The organism is Caballeronia sp. LZ029, from assembly GCF_031451275.1.
Taxonomy (GTDB): domain Bacteria; phylum Pseudomonadota; class Gammaproteobacteria; order Burkholderiales; family Burkholderiaceae; genus Caballeronia; species Caballeronia jiangsuensis.
In genome coordinates this window covers 2,815,735-2,832,516 of the sequence record NZ_JARUXO010000001.1, presented here as the reverse complement: position 1 = coordinate 2,832,516, position 16,782 = coordinate 2,815,735, and the positions used below count along the sequence as shown (strand labels likewise).

The window sequence follows — 16,782 nt, the reverse complement described above, 5'->3', positions numbered from 1 at the left end:
AGATGGAAGTGAAAGCAATTCATCGCGGTGCCCGCATCTCGGCGCAGAAAACGCGCCTTGTGGCTGACCAGATTCGTGGTTTGCCGGTCGACAAGGCGCTGAACGTCCTGACGTTCTCGCCGAAGAAGGCGGCGGGTATCGTCAAGAAGGTCGTGCTGTCTGCGATCGCGAATGCGGAACACAACGAAGGCGCCGATATCGACGAGCTCAAGATCACGAGCATCTACGTCGACAAGGCTGCTTCGCTGAAGCGTTTCACCGCACGCGCAAAGGGTCGCGGTAACCGCATCGAGAAGCAATCCTGTCACATCACTGTGACGGTCGGGAATTAAGGAGCCATACGATGGGACAGAAAATTCATCCGACTGGCTTCCGTTTGGCCGTCAGCCGCAATTGGGCTTCGCGCTGGTACGCGAACAACAATAATTTCGCGGCGATGTTGCAGGAAGACATCGGTGTTCGTGAATACCTGAAGAAGAAGCTGAAGAACGCTTCGGTCGGTCGCGTCGTCATCGAGCGTCCGGCTAAGAACGCGCGCATCACGATTTACAGTTCGCGTCCGGGCGTCGTCATCGGCAAGAAGGGAGAGGACATCGAATCGCTGAAGGCTGAACTGCAGAAGCGCATGGGCGTTCCGGTTCACGTCAACATCGAAGAGATCCGCAAGCCGGAAACCGATGCTCAGCTGATCGCTGACTCCATCACGCAGCAGCTCGAGCGCCGGATCATGTTCCGCCGCGCGATGAAGCGCGCGATGCAGAACGCAATGCGTCTTGGTGCCCAAGGTATCAAGATCATGAGCGCGGGCCGTCTGAACGGTATCGAAATCGCTCGTACCGAGTGGTATCGCGAAGGTCGCGTGCCCCTCCATACGCTGCGTGCGGATATCGACTACGCGACGTCGGAAGCGAAGACCACGTACGGCATCATCGGCGTGAAGGTGTGGGTCTACAAGGGCGACACCCTGGGCCGCAACGAAGCGCCGGTGGTTGAAGAAGTGGCGGAAGAAAAGCGTCCGCGCCGCAACGCACGTCCGGGTGGCGATCGCCGTCCGCGTCGTGACGGTGAAGGCGCTCCGGCTGGTGCGCGTCGTGGTGCACCCCGTCGCGCTGGCGGTGACGCGAAGACTGGAGAATAACGATGCTGCAACCGAAACGCAGAAAGTATCGCAAAGAGCAGAAGGGTCGTAACACCGGCAAGGCGACGCGCGGCAACGCGGTGTCGTTCGGTGAATACGGTCTGAAGGCTATCGGTCGCGGCCGTTTGACCGCGCGTCAAATCGAAGCGGCACGTCGTGCAATGACGCGTCACATCAAGCGTGGTGGCCGGATCTGGATCCGTATTTTCCCGGACAAGCCGATTTCGCAGAAGCCGGCCGAAGTGCGTATGGGTAACGGTAAGGGTAACCCGGAGTACTACGTCGCTGAAATTCAACCGGGCAAGATGCTGTACGAAATGGACGGTGTCTCCGAAGAACTGGCGCGCGAAGCGTTCCGTCTGGCTGCAGCCAAGCTGCCGCTCAAGACGAACTTCGTCGTACGTCAGCTCGGCGCCTAAGGAGTAAATGATGAAGGCATCTGAACTTCACCAGAAAGACCAGGCCGCGCTCAACAAAGAGCTGTCGGACCTGCTGAAGGCGCAATTCGGCTTGCGTATGCAACTCGCGACCCAGCAGCTCACGAACACGAGCCAGCTGAAGAAGGTCCGTCGCGACATCGCACGTGTGCGCACCGTCCTGACTGAGAAGGCGAACCAGAAATGAACGATAGCGTAAAAACCTCGCTCAAGCGGACGCTGGTCGGCAAGGTCGTCAGCAACAAGATGGACAAGACGGTCACCGTTCTGGTCGAGCACCGCGTGAAGCATCCGATCTACGGCAAGTACGTCGTGCGTTCGAAGAAATACCACGCGCATGACGACGCGAACACGTACAACGAAGGCGATCTCGTCGAGATCCAGGAAACACGTCCGATTTCGAAGACGAAAGCCTGGGTTGTGTCGAAGCTGGTTGAAGCGGCTCGCGTGATCTGATGCAGAAGTAGTAGTACCGCGATGCAGTAGCAAATCGTGTCGCAGTAAGTTTCGCTTGCAAGACCGAGATTATTTGTTATAATCTCGGTCTTCCCTCTTTGTGGGAGCCCCGTCGCGGGCGAAACTGGTGGGGGAAGCCGGTTCGGGCGCCAGCCTGAGTCGACAGATTCACCGGATTGCGATGGCGGGTTTCGTCTGCCCTCGCTGCCTGTTCTAACCCAAGCAGCCAGTTGGCTGACGGGACCAAGACTGACCGGCTGTGCCATGGTGGTGCGACCGGATTAAGTTGGGAAAGATAAACCATGATCCAGACCGAAACTCGGCTTGAAGTGGCCGACAACACGGGTGCGCGTGAAGTCATGTGCATCAAGGTGCTCGGCGGTTCGAAGCGTCGTTACGCTAGCATTGGCGACATCATTAAGGTGACCGTCAAGGAAGCGACGCCGCGCGGACGCGTGAAAAAGGGCGAAATCTACAACGCCGTGGTCGTTCGTACGGCCAAGGGCGTGCGTCGCCAGGATGGCTCGCTCATCAAGTTCGACGGCAATGCCGCCGTTTTGTTGAATACCAAGCTCGAGCCGATCGGCACGCGTATTTTTGGGCCGGTTACGCGTGAACTGCGTAGCGAACGATTCATGAAGATCGTTTCGCTCGCGCCGGAAGTGCTGTAAGGAGTCGCGATGAACAAGATTCGCAAGGGTGACGAAGTCGTCGTCATCACCGGCAAGGACAAGGGCAAGCGCGGCACCGTGCTGGTCGTTGCGGAAGATCGTGTGACGGTCGAGGGCATCAACCTCGTCAAGAAGCACGTGAAGCCGAACCCGATGAAGGGTACGACGGGCGGTGTGGAAGCCAAAACGATGCCGCTGCATATTTCGAACGTCGCATTGGTCGACGCGAATGGCAAGGCATCGCGTGTGGGCATCAAGGTCGAAGACGGAAAGAAGGTTCGCTTCTTGAAGTCGACCGGCGCCACGCTTAACGCCTGACGCGGAGTTAAAAAATGGCTCGTCTGCAAGAGATTTATAAAGAAAAGGTTGTGCCGCAACTCGTCGAAAAGTTCGGCTACAAGTCTGTCATGGAAGTGCCGCGCATCACCAAGATCACCCTGAACATGGGCCTTGGCGAAGCCGTCGCCGACAAGAAGATCATCGAAAACGCCGTGGGCGACCTGACGAAGATCGCTGGCCAGAAGCCGGTTATCACGAAGGCGCGCAAGGCAATCGCAGGCTTCAAGATTCGTCAGGGCTACCCGATCGGCGCGATGGTCACGCTGCGCGGCCAAGCGATGTACGAATTCCTCGACCGTTTCGTGACGGTTGCGCTCCCGCGTGTGCGTGACTTCCGTGGCGTGTCGGGCCGTGCATTCGACGGTCGTGGCAACTACAACATCGGTGTGAAAGAGCAGATCATTTTCCCCGAAATCGACTACGACAAGATCGACGCGCTGCGTGGGCTGAACATCAGCATCACGACCACCGCGAAGACTGACGACGAAGCAAAGGCGCTGCTCGCCGGCTTCAAGTTCCCGTTCAGAAACTGAGGTTACCGTGGCTAAACTGGCACTGATCGAACGTGAAAAGAAGCGCGCGCGCCTGGCAGCCAAGTACGCTCCGAAGCGTGCTGAGCTGAAGGCTGTGATCGATGACGCAAGCAAGTCGGACGAAGAGCGTTATTTCGCGCGTCTGGCGCTGCAACAACTGCCGCGTAACTCGAACCCCACTCGCAAGCGTAACCGCTGCGCGATCACGGGTCGTCCGCGTGGCACGTTCCGTAAGTTCGGACTCGCGCGCGGCAAGATTCGTGAAATCGCTTTCCGCGGCGAAATCCCTGGCCTGACCAAGGCGAGCTGGTAATAGGAGAAACATAAATGAGCATGAGTGATCCTATCGCCGATATGCTGACTCGCATCCGCAACGCGCAGATGGTCGAGAAGGTTTCGGTGACTATGCCCTCGTCGAAAGTCAAGGTTGCGATTGCGCAGGTTTTGAAGGACGAAGGTTATATCGACGACTTCGCAGTGAAGGCTGAAGGCGCGAAGATCGAATTGAATATCGCGTTGAAGTACTACGCTGGCCGTCCGGTGATCGAGCGCCTCGAGCGCGTCTCGAAGCCTGGTCTGCGTGTGTACCGCGGTCGCAACGACATTCCGCAGGTCATGAACGGCCTCGGCGTTGCAATCGTGTCGACGCCGAAGGGTGTGATGACCGACCGCAAGGCGCGCCAGAACGGCGTCGGCGGCGAAGTCATCTGCTACGTCGCTTAACGCCTAAGGAGAAGAAACATGTCTCGAGTAGGTAAAAGCCCGATCGCGCTGCCGCAAGGCGCGGAAGTGGCCATCAAGAGCGACGTCATCACCGTTAAGGGCCCGCTCGGCACGATTTCGCAACCGGCTAACAAGCTGGTGACCGTGACGAACGACAACGGCACGTTGAAGCTCGCTCCGGCCGACGAAAGCCGCGAAGCAAACGCGATGTCCGGCACGATGCGCGCCCTGGTGGCGAACATGGTGCAGGGCGTCACCAAGGGTTTCGAGCGCAAGCTGACGCTGGTTGGCGTTGGTTATCGTGCGCAAGCGCAAGGCGACAAGCTGAACCTGTCGCTGGGTTTCTCGCACCCCGTGGTGCACCAGATGCCGGAAGGCGTCAAGGCTGAAACTCCGTCGCAAACCGAAATCGTGATCAAGGGGATCGACAAGCAGAAAGTCGGACAGACCGCAGCAGAAGTGCGCGGCTATCGTCCGCCTGAGCCGTACAAGGGCAAAGGCGTGCGCTATTCCGACGAGGTCGTGATCCTCAAAGAAACGAAGAAGAAGTAAGGGTGCGCAATCATGGATAAGACTCAATCTCGCCTGCGCCGCGCTCGTCAGACGCGTATCAAGATCGCTGAGCTGCAGGTTCCGCGTCTGGCCGTGCATCGCACGAATACGCATATCTACGCGCAAGTGTTCTCGGCGTGCGGTACGAAGGTCGTGGCAAGCGCCTCGACGCTCGAAGCTGAAGTGCGCGCTGAACTCGCCGACAAGTCGGGCAAGGGCGGCAACGTCAACGCTGCGACCCTGATCGGCAAGCGTATCGCCGAAAAGGCCAAGGCTGCCGGCATCGAATCCGTCGCCTTTGACCGCTCGGGTTTCCGCTACCACGGCCGCGTGAAGGCGCTGGCTGATGCGGCGCGTGAAGCCGGGCTCAAGTTCTAAGGGAAGAATTCGTCATGGCAAAGATGCAAGCGAAAGTTCAGGCTGACGAACGCGACGACGGCCTGCGCGAAAAGATGATTTCGGTCAACCGCGTGACCAAGGTCGTGAAGGGTGGCCGTATTCTCGGCTTCGCCGCACTGACCGTGGTTGGTGACGGTGACGGCCGAATCGGCATGGGCAAGGGCAAGGCCAAGGAAGTTCCGGTTGCTGTTCAAAAGGCAATGGAACAGGCCCGCCGCAACATGTTCAAGGTGCCCCTGAAGAACGGCACGCTGCAACACGAAGTGCACGGTAAGCATGGCGCATCGGCGGTTCTCCTCGCTCCGGCGAAGGACGGTACCGGCGTGATCGCTGGCGGTCCGATGCGCGCAGTGTTCGACGTGATGGGCGTGCAAAACGTTGTGGCCAAGAGCCACGGTTCGACGAACCCGTACAACCTCGTTCGCGCAACGCTGGACGGTCTGCGCAAGCAGTCGACCCCGGCCGACATCGCGGCGAAGCGTGGGAAGTCCGTCGAAGACATTCTGGGCTAAGGTGGGCACCATGTCTGATAAAACTGTCAAGGTTCAGCTCGTCAAGAGCCTGATCGGGACTCGCGAAACGCACCGTGCAACGGTGCGTGGCCTCGGCCTGCGCCGACTCAACTCGGTCTCCGAGTTGCAGGACACGCCGGCAGTGCGCGGGATGATCAACAAGGTCTCGTACCTCGTTAAGGTCATCGGCTAAGCGGCTGACCCTAGGATCCAAGGAGTTGAACATGGAATTGAATAACCTGAAGCCGGCAGAAGGCGCGAAGCACGCTAAGCGTCGCGTCGGTCGCGGTATCGGTTCGGGCCTCGGCAAGACCGCTGGTCGCGGCCACAAGGGTCAGAAATCGCGTTCGGGCGGCTTTCACAAGGTCGGTTTCGAAGGCGGTCAGATGCCTCTGCAGCGTCGTCTGCCGAAGCGTGGCTTCACCTCGCTGACGAAGGAATTCGTTGGTGAAGTGCGCCTGTCTGATCTCGAAAAGCTGCCGGTCGACGAAATCGATCTGTTGGCGTTGAAGCAAGCGGGTTTCGTCGGCGAGCTCATCAAGAGCGCAAAGATCATCAAGACCGGCGAGATCACGCGCAAGGTCACGGTGAAGGGCCTGATGGCAACGAAAGGCGCCCGTGAGGCAATCGAAGCCGCTGGCGGCTCGTTCGCCGAGTAACGCGCTTTCGCCGTTACTAGCACTAGCATCGGAGAAGGTACTTGGCTAACAGCCCGAGTCTCGCAAAAACCGGTCGAAGCGCGGCGAAATTCGGCGATCTGCGTCGGCGTGCAGTGTTCCTGCTGCTGGCGCTGATCGTCTACCGCATTGGTGCGCATATTCCGGTACCCGGCATCGATCCGGATCAACTGGCCAAGCTGTTTCAAAGCCAGTCTGGCGGCATCCTGGGCATGTTCAACATGTTCTCGGGTGGCGCGCTGTCGCGATTCACGATCTTTGCGCTGGGCATCATGCCCTACATTTCGGCGTCGATCATCATGCAGTTGCTGTCGATCGTGTCGCCGCAGATGGAGGCGTTGAAGAAGGAAGGGCAAGCGGGACAACGGAAGATCACGCAGTACACGCGTATCTTCACGGTGGTTCTGGCGACCTTCCAGGCGTTCGGTATCGCAGTCGCGCTGGAAAACCAGCCGGCTCTGGTCCTGGACCCCGGCATGGTGTTCCGGTTGACGACGGTCGTCACGCTGGTGACGGGCACGATGTTCCTGATGTGGCTGGGTGAGCAGATCACGGAGCGCGGTCTCGGCAACGGCATCTCGATCATTATCTTCGGTGGTATCGCGGCGGGCTTCCCCAACGCAATCGGTGGTCTGTTCGAGCTGGTTCGCACCGGTTCGATGAGCATCATCTCGGCGATCATCATCGTCGTGTTGATCGCGGCGGTCACGTATCTGGTCGTGTTCATCGAACGCGGTCAGCGCAAGATCCTCGTGAACTACGCGAAGCGCCAGGTCGGTAACAAGATTTACGGCGGACAGTCGTCTCATCTGCCGCTGAAGTTGAACATGTCGGGTGTGATTCCGCCGATCTTCGCGTCGTCGATCATTCTCTTTCCGGCAACAATCCTGAATTGGTTCAGTTCGGGTACGCGCACCAACTGGTTCGCAAACACGCTGCACAACGTGGCCGAGGCACTTAAGCCCGGTCAACCCGTGTACGTGTTGCTGTACGCGTTGGCGATCGTTTTCTTCTGCTTCTTTTACACCGCACTGGTGTTCAACAGCCGGGAAACTGCCGACAACTTGAAGAAGAGCGGTGCTTTCGTTCCGGGTATCCGTCCGGGCGATCAGACTGCACGATATATCGACCGCATCCTCACGCGTCTTACGCTGGCTGGTGCGATCTACATCGTATTCGTGTGCCTGCTGCCTGAGTTTCTGGTGTTGCGCTGGAACGTGCCGTTTTATTTTGGTGGAACGTCGCTGCTGATCATTGTCGTCGTCACGATGGACTTCATGGCTCAGGTGCAGTCGTACGTTATGTCGCAACAATATGAATCGCTGCTCAAGAAGGCAAACTTCAAGGGTGGCAACGTCCCGATGCGTTAATAAGGACTATGGCCAAAGACGATGTTATCCAGATGCAGGGTGAGGTCATCGAAAACCTTCCCAACGCTACTTTCCGGGTGAAATTGGAAAATGGCCATGTCGTCCTGGGGCATATTTCCGGAAAGATGCGGATGCACTACATCCGCATCCTACCGGGCGACAAGGTTACGGTTGAATTGACGCCTTACGATCTGTCTCGTGCACGGATCGTGTTCCGGGCGAAGTGATTTGAAAAAAGGGTAATATCATGAAAGTGATGGCATCGGTTAAGCGCATTTGCCGCAATTGCAAGATCATCAAGCGCAAGGGCGTTGTGCGCGTGATTTGCAGCTCTGATCCGCGCCACAAACAGCGTCAAGGCTGAACGCCGCGCTTTTGCTTGCGCTTTTTGTTTGAGGAAAAACAATGGCTCGTATCGCAGGGGTTAACATCCCGAATCACCAGCATACCGAGATCGGCCTGACGGCAATCTTCGGCATCGGTCGCACGCGTTCCCGCGGCATTTGCACGGCAGCTGGTGTGGAATTTTCGAAGAAGGTCAAGGACCTCACTGACGCAGACCTCGAAAAGCTGCGTGACGAAGTGGGTAAGTTCATCGTCGAAGGCGACCTGCGCCGTGAAGTGACGATGAATATCAAGCGCCTGATGGACTTGGGTTGCTACCGCGGCATGCGCCATCGCAAGGGCCTGCCCCTGCGTGGCCAGCGTACGCGCACGAATGCCCGTACGCGCAAGGGTCCGCGTCGTGCAGCGCAATCGCTGAAGAAGTAAGCGGAACTGACAGTTACAGGAAAACGTAATGGCTAAGGCTTCGAACAACTCCGCGGCGCAACGCGTTCGCAAGAAGGTCAAGAAGAACGTCGCCGAGGGCGTGGTTCACGTTCACGCGTCGTTCAACAACACCATTATCACGATCACTGACCGTCAAGGTAACGCGCTGGCATGGGCGACCTCGGGTGGTCAGGGCTTCAAGGGCTCGCGTAAGTCGACGCCGTTTGCAGCTCAGGTCGCAGCCGAATCGGCTGGCCGCGTGGCATTGGAATACGGCGTGAAGAACCTCGAAGTGCGGATCAAGGGCCCCGGCCCTGGCCGTGAATCGGCGGTGCGCGCGCTGCATGGTCTTGGCATCAAGATCACCGCGATCTCCGACGTGACGCCGGTCCCGCACAACGGCTGCCGTCCGCCGAAGCGCCGTCGTATCTAAAGTCCGACGACGCGACCGCATGTTTCCTGTCGATGCGCAAGTATCGGCGGGTTTCGTGCGTTATGAAGTTTTGACTAAGCCCACCGTTCGACCCGAAGGGTTCGGACTAGCGCAGACGAAAGTCTGCGTGATCAATATTTAAGGATGCAACGTGGCACGCTATACCGGTCCCAAAGCAAAGCTGTCCCGCCGTGAAGGCACTGATCTGTTCCTGAAGAGCGCACGCCGCTCCCTCGCCGACAAGTGCAAGCTCGACAGCAAGCCCGGCCAACACGGCCGCACCTCGGGCGCGCGTACGTCTGACTACGGCACCCAGTTGCGCGAGAAGCAAAAAGTGAAGCGTATCTATGGTGTGCTGGAGCGTCAGTTCCGCCGCTACTTCGCTGAAGCCGACCGCCGCAAGGGCCCGACGGGCGAAAACCTGCTGCAGTTGCTCGAGTCGCGTCTCGACAACGTCGTCTATCGCATGGGCTTCGGCTCGACGCGCGCCGAAGCGCGTCAGCTCGTGAGCCACAAGTCGATCGTGGTGAACGGCCAGGTCGTGAACATCCCGTCGATGCAGGTGAAATCGGGCGACGTCGTGTCCGTGCGTGAGCAATCGCGCAAGCAGGCTCGTATCGTCGAAGCCCTGTCGCTGGCCGAGCAAGGCGGAATGCCGAGCTGGGTGTCGGTCGACGCGAAGAAATTCGAAGGCACGTTCAAGTCGATGCCCGAGCGTAGCGATATCGCTGGCGACATCAACGAAAGCCTGATCGTCGAATTGTATTCGCGTTAATCGCGGCGGTAATGGATTGACAGCCGGGGAGCCTGATTGCTCGTGGCAAGGGGTGGCCTCGGCTGCTTATTTTCAGGTTGTTACCGGTCAGCCTTATCGGTGTAACGAGCCGAGGGTATTGAAAAGGAAAACCTATGCAAACCAGTTTGTTGAAGCCCAAGATCATTGCTGTTGAATCGCTTGGTGAAAACCATGCGAAGGTGGTTATGGAGCCGTTCGAACGCGGCTATGGCCACACCTTGGGTAACGCGCTTCGGCGCGTGCTGCTGTCGTCGATGATCGGCTATGCGCCGACCGAAGTGACGATCGCAGGCGTCGTGCATGAATATTCGACGCTCGATGGTGTGCAAGAGGATGTGGTCAACCTGCTGTTGAACCTGAAGGGCGTCGTTTTCAAGCTGCACAACCGCGATGAAGTCACGGTGACGCTGCGCAAGGAAGGCGAAGGACTTGTCACGGCCGGCGATATCGAACTCGCGCACGATTGCGAGGTCATCAACCCGGAACACGTGGTCGCACACCTGTCGAAGGGCGGCAAGCTCGACGTTCAGATCAAGATCGAAAAGGGCCGCGGCTATGTGCCGGGCAACGTGCGTCGTTACGGTGAAGATTCGGCCAAGATCATCGGCCGCATCGTGCTGGATGCGTCGTTCTCGCCGGTTCGCCGTGTGAGCTACGCCGTTGAAAGCGCGCGTGTCGAACAGCGTACCGACCTCGACAAGCTCGTGATGAACATCGAGACCAACGGCGTGATTTCGCCGGAAGAAGCGATCCGTCAGTCGGCGCGTATTCTGGTCGATCAGTTGTCGGTATTCGCAGCGCTCGAAGGCACGGAAGCGGCAGCAGAAGCGCCGTCGCGTGCGCCGCAGATCGATCCGATCCTGCTGCGTCCGGTGGATGACCTCGAACTCACGGTGCGTTCCGCGAACTGCCTGAAGGCCGAGAACATCTACTACATCGGCGATCTGATCCAGCGCACGGAAAACGAGTTGCTGAAGACGCCGAACCTGGGCCGCAAGTCGCTGAACGAAATCAAGGAAGTGCTGGCTTCGCGTGGTCTGACGCTTGGTATGAAGCTCGAAAACTGGCCGCCGGCTGGTCTCGACAAGTAACAGGCGAAGTCGCTGGGTAACTTTGCAAAGACGCGGATTCTGCTTTAAAATCCGCGTCTTGCTTTATTTTCGACCGGCCCGTGCGCTGATGTAGGGCGCAATAGAAGAGCTGGATCAAAACTCGTTAAAGGAACTGAAAATGCGTCATAAGCATGGTCTGCGGAAACTGAACCGCACGAGCAGCCATCGTCTGGCAATGCTCCGCAATATGTCGAATTCGCTCATCGAGCACGAAGTCATCAAGACGACGCTGCCGAAGGCCAAGGAACTGCGCAAGGTCGTCGAGCCCCTCATCACGCTCGGCAAGAAGCCGTCGCTCGCGAACCGCCGTCTGGCGTTCAACCGCCTGCGCGATCGTGATTCCGTCGCGAAGCTGTTCGACGTCCTCGGCCCGCGCTACGCGAGCCGTCCGGGTGGCTACCTGAGCATCCTGAAGTTCGGTTTCCGCGTCGGCGACAACGCTCCGATGGCGCTGGTCCAGTTGATGGATCGCCCGGAAGTTGAAGAGACGGAAGAAGTGCAAGAAGCGGAATAAATTCCGTTTCCAGTTGTTCACAGAAAGGCCAGGCTCAAAGCTTGGCCTTTTTGCTTTCTGCCTGCGACGTTTCAGCGCGCCGATGCGTAAAAGTGTGTGTCGGTCGCCGATGCTACGATATGCAATTGGCCTGCCGTTTATCCGGAGTATCCGCGTGAATGTCCCCGTCGTTATGATGCTTTCCACGCTGCCTGACGCCGCCGCGGCCGATGCGCTCGCGCAAGCGGCGCTGGACGCGCGGCTCGCCGCCTGCGTGACGAGCCTCGGTGCCGTGGCCTCGCAGTACCACTGGAAGGGCGTTCTGGAGTCGTCGCAGGAAGTGCAATTGTTGTTCAAGACGAGCATCGCGCGCAGCGAAGAATTGCAGCGCTTCGTCGAGGCTCGACATCCGTACGAGACACCCGAAATCCTCGTCTGGCAGGTGGATGCATCGCCGGCCTATGGTCAATGGGTCAACGCAGAAACGCAGCGTCCTCTTCATGTGTGAGTTTTCCCGACTTTTCGCGCGGCGATTCTTCGGCGCGTTCCTGTTTCTCGCGGCGTTGATACTGCTGTCGGGCGCCGTGCGCGCAGCCGACGATTTCCTCGATCCCGACGTCGCGTTCAAATTCAGCGCGTCGGAAAAGCCCGGCGAAGTGGACGTGCGCTACAAGATCGCCGACGGCTACTACATGTACCGTGAGCGCTTCGCGTTCGCGGTGAAGAGCGGCGATGCGACCATCGGGCCCGCGCAACTGCCGGCGGGCAAAGTCCACTTCGATCAGACGTTCAACAAGGACGTCGAAACCTATCGCGGCGAGCTGCACATCCGCATTCCCGTCACGCAGGCGAAGGGGCCATTCGAGCTCGCGGTGACGTCGCAGGGATGCGCGGATCAGGGCATCTGCTATCCGCCGATGGAGAAGACCTATCGCGTGAAGGGCGACGCGCTGCAAGCGGCAGGCGCCGCGTCGACTACCGTGAGGCCGGACACCGGAAGTTCATGGTTCGAGCGCGCGACCAGCGCCGACTACGCGCAGTCCATGCTCGAAGGCGGTGGCTTTTTCGCGGTCGTCGGCATGTATTTTCTTGCCGGCATGGTGTTGAGCCTTCTGCCGTGTTCGTATCCGATGATCCCGATATTGTCCGCGATCATCGTCGGAGAAGGCGCGCGCGTGACACGTTCGCGCGGATTCGCGTTGTCGGTTTCGTATGTGATCGGCATGGCGCTCGTTTATACGGTGCTCGGTATTGTTGCCGCGCTGATCGGACAGAGCCTCGGCGCGTGGCTGCAGAACCCGTGGGTGCTCGGCGCGTTCGGTCTACTGCTCGCAGCGTTCGCCGTCGCGCTGATTTCGGGCGTCGACATCAAGTTGCCTGAACGCTGGCAAAGCGGGGTGAATGAGGCTTCGCAGAAGCGCAGCGGGGGCAAGTTCGCCGCGGTCGCGGTGATGGGCGCGTTATCCGCGCTCGTCGTCGGTGCGTGCATGACGGCGCCGCTGTTCGCGGTGCTCGCGTTCATCGCGCATACCGGCAACGCCGTGCTCGGCGGCGCGGCGCTCTTCGCGATGGGTATCGGACTGGGCGTGCCGCTTTTGATCATCGGCCTGGGCGCGGGGTCGATCCTGCCTCGCGCAGGCGCGTGGATGGACGGCGTGAAGGTGTTTTTCGGCGTGGTCCTGCTCGCGGCCGCACTGTGGATCGTGTGGCCGGTTATCGGCGGCGTCGCGCAGATGCTGCTCGCCGCGCTGTGGCTGTTGATCGCGGCCGCATCGCTCGGATTGTTCTCATCGGGAGCATCGGCGGCTGTCGGGGTCTGGAAGCGACTCGGACGCGGTCTCGCCGCGGCGTTCGCGATCTGGGCGGCGACATTGCTCGTCGGCCTGGCTGCGGGTTCCACGGATCCGCTGCGCCCGCTCGCGGTGCTTGCTTCCCGAGGCGCGTCGTCGGCGGCTACGAACGCACAAGCGGAAGGACCGACGTTCGCGCCGGTGCGTTCGTCGGCGGAACTGGATTCGGCGGTGAAAGCCGCCGCGCGTCCTGCGATGCTCGACTTCTACGCCGATTGGTGCGTGTCCTGCAAGGAAATGGAGAAGCTGACTTTCTCCGATGCCCGCGTACAGGCGCGACTCGCGCAACTGAATCTTCTGCGCGCAGACGTGACCGCCAACAACGCCGACGATCAGGCGCTGCTCAAGCGCTTCAAGCTTTTCGGGCCGCCGGGCATCATCTTCTTCGATGCGCAAGGCAACGAAGTCGCGCGCGTCGTCGGGTATGAATCGGCCGATACTTTCCTGAAAAGCCTCGACCGAGTCGGGCCGTCGAACGGATAAAAAGAGGGCGATGCATCGAGCATCGCCCTCTTCACATCGCGAGCAGGAAGCGTTATTTCGATGCCCGCAGAATGCGCGCCGCATCCAGCGCAAAGTACGTCAGCACGCCGTCCGCGCCCGCACGCTTGAACGCGAGCAGCGCTTCCATCATCACCTTGTCGTGATCGATCCAGCCGTTTTGCGAGGCGGCCTTGATCATCGCGTACTCGCCGCTGACTTGATACGCGTACGTTGGGAAGCGGAATTCGTCCTTCACGCGACGCACGATGTCGAGATACGGCATGCCGGGCTTGACCATCACCATGTCCGCGCCTTCCTCGATGTCCATGCGCACTTCGCGCATCGCTTCATCGGAGTTGGCCGGGTCCATCTGATAAGTCATCTTGTTGCTCTTGCCGAGATTCGCGGCCGAGCCGACTGCATCGCGGAACGGACCGTAGAACGCCGACGCGTACTTCGCCGCGTACGCCATGATGCGCGTGTGAATGTGGCTCTCGCTTTCGAGCATCTCGCGGATCGCGCCGATGCGGCCGTCCATCATGTCCGACGGCGCGACGATATCCACGCCCGCTTCGGCCTGCACGCGCGCCTGCTCGACAAGGATCTCGCTCGTTTCGTCGTTCTTCACGTAGCCTTCCTCGTCGAGCACGCCGTCCTGGCCGTGGCTCGTGTACGGGTCGAGCGCGACGTCGGTCAGCACGCCGAGCATCGGGAAGTTCTTTTTCAGCTCGCGCACGGCACGCGGAATGAGTCCTTCGGGATTCGTGGCTTCACGACCATCGGGCGTCTTGAGCGACGGCTCGATCGCAGGAAACAGCGACAGCACCGGCACGCCCAGTTCCACGCACTGTTCGGCGACTTTCATCAGCAAATCGACGGACGTGCGCTCGACGCCGGGCATCGACGGCACCGCTTGCCGCACATTCGCGCCTTCGACGATGAACACCGGATAAATGAGGTCGTTCGTCGTGAGGAGGTTTTCGCGCATCAGACGGCGCGAGAAGTCATCGCGGCGCATCCGGCGCGGGCGATGGTGGGGATAGAAGCTCATGTCTTGACTCGAATTTGGAGTGGTCTTCGGGGCGATCGAAAACGGCTTCCGGAATGCGTAAATCCTTGCCGAACAAGCACTTGGACGCGTCTGAAACCGTTTTGAGACAATGGTATATCATACCGATCGAGCGAGGCGCTTGCCGCCGGACTCCCCGCTTCTCCTCCCTGAGCGGGTGCCTGTCGATGTTCGATTAGGCTGTTAACCCGCCGTCATGCGGCGGGTTTTTTTCATGCCGGCGCGTGCGCGCGACGGCTCACCCGGCTGCGTCTTCTGACGCGTTCTCGCCGGCTTCCCCAGGCATCAGCCAGCTTTCGATCTGCTCGTGCGCTTCTTCCAGCCCCGTGCGCTTGAGCGCGGAGAAGAGCTGCACGGTGAGTTCGCCGCGATAGCCCGCATCCTTGTATTCAGCCAGCGATTTCTTCGTCGTGCGGAGGGCGTTGGTCATTTCCTGTCGCGTCAATTTGTCGCATTTCGTGAGCAGCGTGTGAATCGGCTTTCCGGTCGGCGCGAACCAGTCGATCATGATGCGATCGAGGTCCGTCAGCGGACGGCGCGAATCCATCATCAGGATCATGCCGCGCAGTTGCGCGCGACTCTGAAGATAAGTGGACAGCAGACGCTGCCAGTGTTCCTTCGCGGCTCCCGGCACTTCGGCGTAACCGTAACCCGGAAGATCGACGAGATAGCCGGTCGGCGCGGCTTCCGGCCCGACCGAGAAGTAGTTGATATGCTGAGTGCGTCCCGGCGTCTTGCTGGCGAACGCGAGCCGCTTCTGGTTGCACAGAATATTGATGGCCGTCGATTTTCCCGCGTTCGATCGTCCCCCGAACGCGATTTCGGGCTGCGGCGTGGGCGGCAGATCGCGGAGATGATTGACGGTCGTGAAGAAGCGGGATTGGTGAAGCAGAAATGACATGGCGGGCCCAATCGAAAGAGCTGCGAAAACTTCAAGCCTTGAGAACCCGGCAAATACTGGGCATGCCCCGACTGGCGTCTTTGCGTGTAGCGGGTTATTGTACAATACGACGGATTTTTAAAGACCAGCACGGGCACGCAAGACCCAAGCCGCAGGCGGCACCCACAGAGGAGCGAGACAGTTTTCGGGGCACTTTTTGAGCCTCTTCGTTCAGTGAGTTCGGGTATCTTGCGGCGATAATCGGTCGCCGTCGTTTTTTGCAGAACCTCACATTCTCACAAGACGAAAAACAGGGTACGCGAATGAACCGACTGTACAGGTCTCTGGTGGTGATTCGGGCAGCGGCGGCTTTCGGTGCGGGTTTGAGTGGTCTAGCAGTATCGATGTCAGTGAACGCGGCGGAGCCCGCGCAAGCGGCGAAGCCGGATGCGGCGCGAGGACAGGCCATCGCGACGCAGGTGTGTGCGGCGTGTCACGCAGCGGACGGCAACAGCGCCGGTGCCGCGTTTCCTAAGCTCGCTGGCCAGCACGCCGAATACATCGTCAAGCAATTGAAGGATTACAAGACGCAGCCGGGCGCGAAGGCGCCGGCGCGTAACAATCCGATCATGGCGGGCATTGCGGGCGCGCTATCGGATCAGGACATGGTGAACGTCGCGGCGTACTTCGCGTCGCAGAAGGCCAAGCCCAACTTCGCGCGCGACAAGAACGACGTCACGCTGGGTCAGAAGATTTACCGCGGCGGCATCGCGGACAAGGGCGTACCGGCGTGCGCCGCTTGCCACGGCGCGACCGGCATGGGTATCCCGGTGCAGTATCCGCGGCTGTCATGGCAGTGGGGCGATTACACGGTGGCGCAGTTGAACGCGTTCGCATCGGGACAACGCGCCAACAGCGAGCCGATGCACCAGATTTCCTCGCGTCTGAACGAAGCGGAGATGAAGGCGGTTGCCGACTACATCGCCGGTTTGCATTAAGCGTAAAGCAGTCAGCGTCCAGCGGTTCCCGGCAGCACACGCCGGAGTCGCCCATACTACGAAGCCGGTCCCGGGCAGATCCGAGAAGAC

28 protein-coding genes are annotated in these 16,782 nt (G+C 59.6%); 26 read left to right on the top strand and 2 right to left on the bottom strand.

Going from position 1 to position 16,782, the window contains the following annotated elements; all coding sequences use genetic code 11:
- Positions 1–2: 2 nt before the first annotated feature.
- The 25 genes from rplV (at position 3) to dsbD (ending at position 13,745) form a co-directional block, all read left to right on the top strand.
- Positions 3–332 (top strand): 50S ribosomal protein L22, encoded by a 330-nt coding sequence (gene rplV / locus QCE73_RS13350; protein ID WP_007730533.1) that lies wholly within the window; start codon positions 3–5, stop codon positions 330–332.
- Between the two features lie 11 nt (positions 333–343).
- Positions 344–1,138 (top strand): 30S ribosomal protein S3, encoded by a 795-nt coding sequence (gene rpsC / locus QCE73_RS13345; protein ID WP_035506762.1) that lies wholly within the window; start codon positions 344–346, stop codon positions 1,136–1,138.
- A gap of 2 nt (positions 1,139–1,140) precedes the next feature.
- Positions 1,141–1,557 carry a 50S ribosomal protein L16 gene (rplP, locus tag QCE73_RS13340; protein ID WP_008343852.1) on the top strand — a complete coding sequence of 139 codons (417 nt, stop codon included), beginning with the start codon at positions 1,141–1,143 and terminating at the stop codon, positions 1,555–1,557.
- A gap of 10 nt (positions 1,558–1,567) precedes the next feature.
- Positions 1,568–1,762 (top strand): 50S ribosomal protein L29, encoded by a 195-nt coding sequence (rpmC, locus tag QCE73_RS13335; protein WP_007180130.1) that lies wholly within the window; start codon positions 1,568–1,570, stop codon positions 1,760–1,762.
- Positions 1,759–2,031 (top strand): 30S ribosomal protein S17, encoded by a 273-nt coding sequence (gene rpsQ / locus QCE73_RS13330; protein WP_008343854.1) that lies wholly within the window; start codon positions 1,759–1,761, stop codon positions 2,029–2,031. Before rpmC ends, rpsQ begins: the two co-directional genes overlap by 4 nt.
- Before the next feature lie 302 nt (positions 2,032–2,333).
- Entirely contained in the window at positions 2,334–2,702 is a 369-nt protein-coding gene (gene rplN, locus QCE73_RS13325) for a 50S ribosomal protein L14 (RefSeq protein ID WP_006998478.1), read from the top strand.
- A gap of 9 nt (positions 2,703–2,711) precedes the next feature.
- Positions 2,712–3,020 carry a 50S ribosomal protein L24 gene (gene rplX, locus QCE73_RS13320; protein ID WP_035506760.1) on the top strand — a complete coding sequence of 103 codons (309 nt, stop codon included), beginning with the start codon at positions 2,712–2,714 and terminating at the stop codon, positions 3,018–3,020.
- 14 nt (positions 3,021–3,034) lie between these two features.
- Complete coding sequence (gene rplE, locus QCE73_RS13315; protein ID WP_016346472.1) at positions 3,035–3,574, top strand: 50S ribosomal protein L5; 540 nt, start codon at positions 3,035–3,037, stop codon at positions 3,572–3,574.
- A 7-nt stretch (positions 3,575–3,581) separates the two neighbouring features.
- On the top strand, positions 3,582–3,887 hold the full coding sequence (gene rpsN / locus QCE73_RS13310; protein ID WP_016346471.1) for a 30S ribosomal protein S14: 306 nt from the start codon (positions 3,582–3,584) through the stop codon (positions 3,885–3,887).
- A gap of 14 nt (positions 3,888–3,901) precedes the next feature.
- Positions 3,902–4,297, top strand: a complete 396-nt coding sequence (gene rpsH, locus QCE73_RS13305) for a 30S ribosomal protein S8 (RefSeq protein ID WP_035506756.1) — start codon at positions 3,902–3,904, stop codon at positions 4,295–4,297.
- An 18-nt stretch (positions 4,298–4,315) separates the two neighbouring features.
- Positions 4,316–4,849 carry a 50S ribosomal protein L6 gene (gene rplF, locus QCE73_RS13300; protein ID WP_035506752.1) on the top strand — a complete coding sequence of 178 codons (534 nt, stop codon included), beginning with the start codon at positions 4,316–4,318 and terminating at the stop codon, positions 4,847–4,849.
- A 12-nt stretch (positions 4,850–4,861) separates the two neighbouring features.
- Complete coding sequence (rplR, locus tag QCE73_RS13295; RefSeq protein WP_008343872.1) at positions 4,862–5,227, top strand: 50S ribosomal protein L18; 366 nt, start codon at positions 4,862–4,864, stop codon at positions 5,225–5,227.
- Between the two features lie 14 nt (positions 5,228–5,241).
- Positions 5,242–5,760: a 30S ribosomal protein S5 gene (rpsE, locus tag QCE73_RS13290; RefSeq protein ID WP_008343875.1), complete on the top strand. Its 519-nt coding sequence runs from the start codon at positions 5,242–5,244 to the stop codon at positions 5,758–5,760.
- A gap of 10 nt (positions 5,761–5,770) precedes the next feature.
- A complete protein-coding gene (rpmD, locus tag QCE73_RS13285; protein WP_028199571.1) occupies positions 5,771–5,953 on the top strand; it encodes a 50S ribosomal protein L30 in 183 nt (60 codons plus the stop codon).
- Between the two features lie 31 nt (positions 5,954–5,984).
- Positions 5,985–6,419 carry a 50S ribosomal protein L15 gene (gene rplO / locus QCE73_RS13280; protein ID WP_309881583.1) on the top strand — a complete coding sequence of 145 codons (435 nt, stop codon included), beginning with the start codon at positions 5,985–5,987 and terminating at the stop codon, positions 6,417–6,419.
- 41 nt (positions 6,420–6,460) lie between these two features.
- The gene (secY, locus tag QCE73_RS13275; protein ID WP_008343935.1) at positions 6,461–7,807 is read left to right on the top strand and encodes a preprotein translocase subunit SecY; all 1,347 of its coding nucleotides are present in this window, start codon (positions 6,461–6,463) and stop codon (positions 7,805–7,807) included.
- A gap of 8 nt (positions 7,808–7,815) precedes the next feature.
- On the top strand, positions 7,816–8,034 hold the full coding sequence (gene infA, locus QCE73_RS13270) for a translation initiation factor IF-1 (RefSeq protein WP_004521905.1): 219 nt from the start codon (positions 7,816–7,818) through the stop codon (positions 8,032–8,034).
- A 20-nt stretch (positions 8,035–8,054) separates the two neighbouring features.
- The gene (gene rpmJ, locus QCE73_RS13265) at positions 8,055–8,171 is read left to right on the top strand and encodes a 50S ribosomal protein L36 (RefSeq protein WP_004199844.1); all 117 of its coding nucleotides are present in this window, start codon (positions 8,055–8,057) and stop codon (positions 8,169–8,171) included.
- Between the two features lie 41 nt (positions 8,172–8,212).
- Entirely contained in the window at positions 8,213–8,578 is a 366-nt protein-coding gene (rpsM, locus tag QCE73_RS13260) for a 30S ribosomal protein S13 (RefSeq protein ID WP_008344037.1), read from the top strand.
- A 28-nt stretch (positions 8,579–8,606) separates the two neighbouring features.
- A complete protein-coding gene (gene rpsK / locus QCE73_RS13255) occupies positions 8,607–9,011 on the top strand; it encodes a 30S ribosomal protein S11 (protein ID WP_035506748.1) in 405 nt (134 codons plus the stop codon).
- Between the two features lie 151 nt (positions 9,012–9,162).
- Complete coding sequence (rpsD, locus tag QCE73_RS13250; protein WP_035506745.1) at positions 9,163–9,786, top strand: 30S ribosomal protein S4; 624 nt, start codon at positions 9,163–9,165, stop codon at positions 9,784–9,786.
- Positions 9,787–9,920: 134 nt separating this feature from the next.
- Complete coding sequence (locus QCE73_RS13245; protein ID WP_035506743.1) at positions 9,921–10,898, top strand: DNA-directed RNA polymerase subunit alpha; 978 nt, start codon at positions 9,921–9,923, stop codon at positions 10,896–10,898.
- A gap of 139 nt (positions 10,899–11,037) precedes the next feature.
- A complete protein-coding gene (rplQ, locus tag QCE73_RS13240) occupies positions 11,038–11,433 on the top strand; it encodes a 50S ribosomal protein L17 (RefSeq protein ID WP_016346459.1) in 396 nt (131 codons plus the stop codon).
- Positions 11,434–11,587: 154 nt separating this feature from the next.
- Complete coding sequence (gene cutA, locus QCE73_RS13235; protein ID WP_309881579.1) at positions 11,588–11,920, top strand: divalent-cation tolerance protein CutA; 333 nt, start codon at positions 11,588–11,590, stop codon at positions 11,918–11,920.
- Positions 11,913–13,745, top strand: a complete 1,833-nt coding sequence (gene dsbD / locus QCE73_RS13230; RefSeq protein ID WP_309881577.1) for a protein-disulfide reductase DsbD — start codon at positions 11,913–11,915, stop codon at positions 13,743–13,745. The genes cutA and dsbD overlap by 8 nt, the downstream gene beginning before the upstream one ends.
- Positions 13,746–13,797: 52 nt before the next feature.
- Here dsbD and hemB read toward each other — a convergent pair whose 3' ends face one another.
- Complete coding sequence (gene hemB, locus QCE73_RS13225; RefSeq protein ID WP_035506735.1) at positions 13,798–14,796, bottom strand: porphobilinogen synthase; 999 nt, start codon at positions 14,794–14,796, stop codon at positions 13,798–13,800.
- Positions 14,797–15,052: 256 nt separating this feature from the next.
- Positions 15,053–15,715: a ribosome biogenesis GTP-binding protein YihA/YsxC gene (gene yihA / locus QCE73_RS13220; RefSeq protein ID WP_309881575.1), complete on the bottom strand. Its 663-nt coding sequence runs from the start codon at positions 15,713–15,715 to the stop codon at positions 15,053–15,055.
- 302 nt (positions 15,716–16,017) lie between these two features.
- On the opposite strand from yihA, the gene QCE73_RS13215 reads away from it, so the two are divergent.
- Positions 16,018–16,692, top strand: a complete 675-nt coding sequence (locus QCE73_RS13215) for a cytochrome c (protein WP_238295328.1) — start codon at positions 16,018–16,020, stop codon at positions 16,690–16,692.
- Positions 16,693–16,782 lie beyond the last annotated feature (90 nt).

What these genes read in the sequence shown, in the direction of transcription:
- rplV (WP_007730533.1), top strand. Translation starts at nt 3, where the DNA reads ATGGAAGTGAAAGCAATTCATCGCGGTGCCCGCATCTCGGCGCAGAAA.
- rpsC (WP_035506762.1), top strand. Translation starts at nt 344, where the DNA reads ATGGGACAGAAAATTCATCCGACTGGCTTCCGTTTGGCCGTCAGCCGC.
- rplP (WP_008343852.1), top strand. Translation starts at nt 1,141, where the DNA reads ATGCTGCAACCGAAACGCAGAAAGTATCGCAAAGAGCAGAAGGGTCGT.
- rpmC (WP_007180130.1), top strand. Translation starts at nt 1,568, where the DNA reads ATGAAGGCATCTGAACTTCACCAGAAAGACCAGGCCGCGCTCAACAAA.
- rpsQ (WP_008343854.1), top strand. Translation starts at nt 1,759, where the DNA reads ATGAACGATAGCGTAAAAACCTCGCTCAAGCGGACGCTGGTCGGCAAG.
- rplN (WP_006998478.1), top strand. Translation starts at nt 2,334, where the DNA reads ATGATCCAGACCGAAACTCGGCTTGAAGTGGCCGACAACACGGGTGCG.
- rplX (WP_035506760.1), top strand. Translation starts at nt 2,712, where the DNA reads ATGAACAAGATTCGCAAGGGTGACGAAGTCGTCGTCATCACCGGCAAG.
- rplE (WP_016346472.1), top strand. Translation starts at nt 3,035, where the DNA reads ATGGCTCGTCTGCAAGAGATTTATAAAGAAAAGGTTGTGCCGCAACTC.
- rpsH (WP_035506756.1), top strand. Translation starts at nt 3,902, where the DNA reads ATGAGCATGAGTGATCCTATCGCCGATATGCTGACTCGCATCCGCAAC.
- rplF (WP_035506752.1), top strand. Translation starts at nt 4,316, where the DNA reads ATGTCTCGAGTAGGTAAAAGCCCGATCGCGCTGCCGCAAGGCGCGGAA.
- rplR (WP_008343872.1), top strand. Translation starts at nt 4,862, where the DNA reads ATGGATAAGACTCAATCTCGCCTGCGCCGCGCTCGTCAGACGCGTATC.
- rpsE (WP_008343875.1), top strand. Translation starts at nt 5,242, where the DNA reads ATGGCAAAGATGCAAGCGAAAGTTCAGGCTGACGAACGCGACGACGGC.
- rpmD (WP_028199571.1), top strand. Translation starts at nt 5,771, where the DNA reads ATGTCTGATAAAACTGTCAAGGTTCAGCTCGTCAAGAGCCTGATCGGG.
- rplO (WP_309881583.1), top strand. Translation starts at nt 5,985, where the DNA reads ATGGAATTGAATAACCTGAAGCCGGCAGAAGGCGCGAAGCACGCTAAG.
- infA (WP_004521905.1), top strand. Translation starts at nt 7,816, where the DNA reads ATGGCCAAAGACGATGTTATCCAGATGCAGGGTGAGGTCATCGAAAAC.
- rpmJ (WP_004199844.1), top strand. Translation starts at nt 8,055, where the DNA reads ATGAAAGTGATGGCATCGGTTAAGCGCATTTGCCGCAATTGCAAGATC.
- rpsM (WP_008344037.1), top strand. Translation starts at nt 8,213, where the DNA reads ATGGCTCGTATCGCAGGGGTTAACATCCCGAATCACCAGCATACCGAG.
- rpsK (WP_035506748.1), top strand. Translation starts at nt 8,607, where the DNA reads ATGGCTAAGGCTTCGAACAACTCCGCGGCGCAACGCGTTCGCAAGAAG.
- QCE73_RS13245 (WP_035506743.1), top strand. Translation starts at nt 9,921, where the DNA reads ATGCAAACCAGTTTGTTGAAGCCCAAGATCATTGCTGTTGAATCGCTT.
- rplQ (WP_016346459.1), top strand. Translation starts at nt 11,038, where the DNA reads ATGCGTCATAAGCATGGTCTGCGGAAACTGAACCGCACGAGCAGCCAT.
- dsbD (WP_309881577.1), top strand. Translation starts at nt 11,913, where the DNA reads ATGTGTGAGTTTTCCCGACTTTTCGCGCGGCGATTCTTCGGCGCGTTC.
- hemB (WP_035506735.1), bottom strand. Translation starts at nt 14,796, where the DNA reads ATGAGCTTCTATCCCCACCATCGCCCGCGCCGGATGCGCCGCGATGAC.
- yihA (WP_309881575.1), bottom strand. Translation starts at nt 15,715, where the DNA reads ATGTCATTTCTGCTTCACCAATCCCGCTTCTTCACGACCGTCAATCAT.
- QCE73_RS13215 (WP_238295328.1), top strand. Translation starts at nt 16,018, where the DNA reads ATGAACCGACTGTACAGGTCTCTGGTGGTGATTCGGGCAGCGGCGGCT.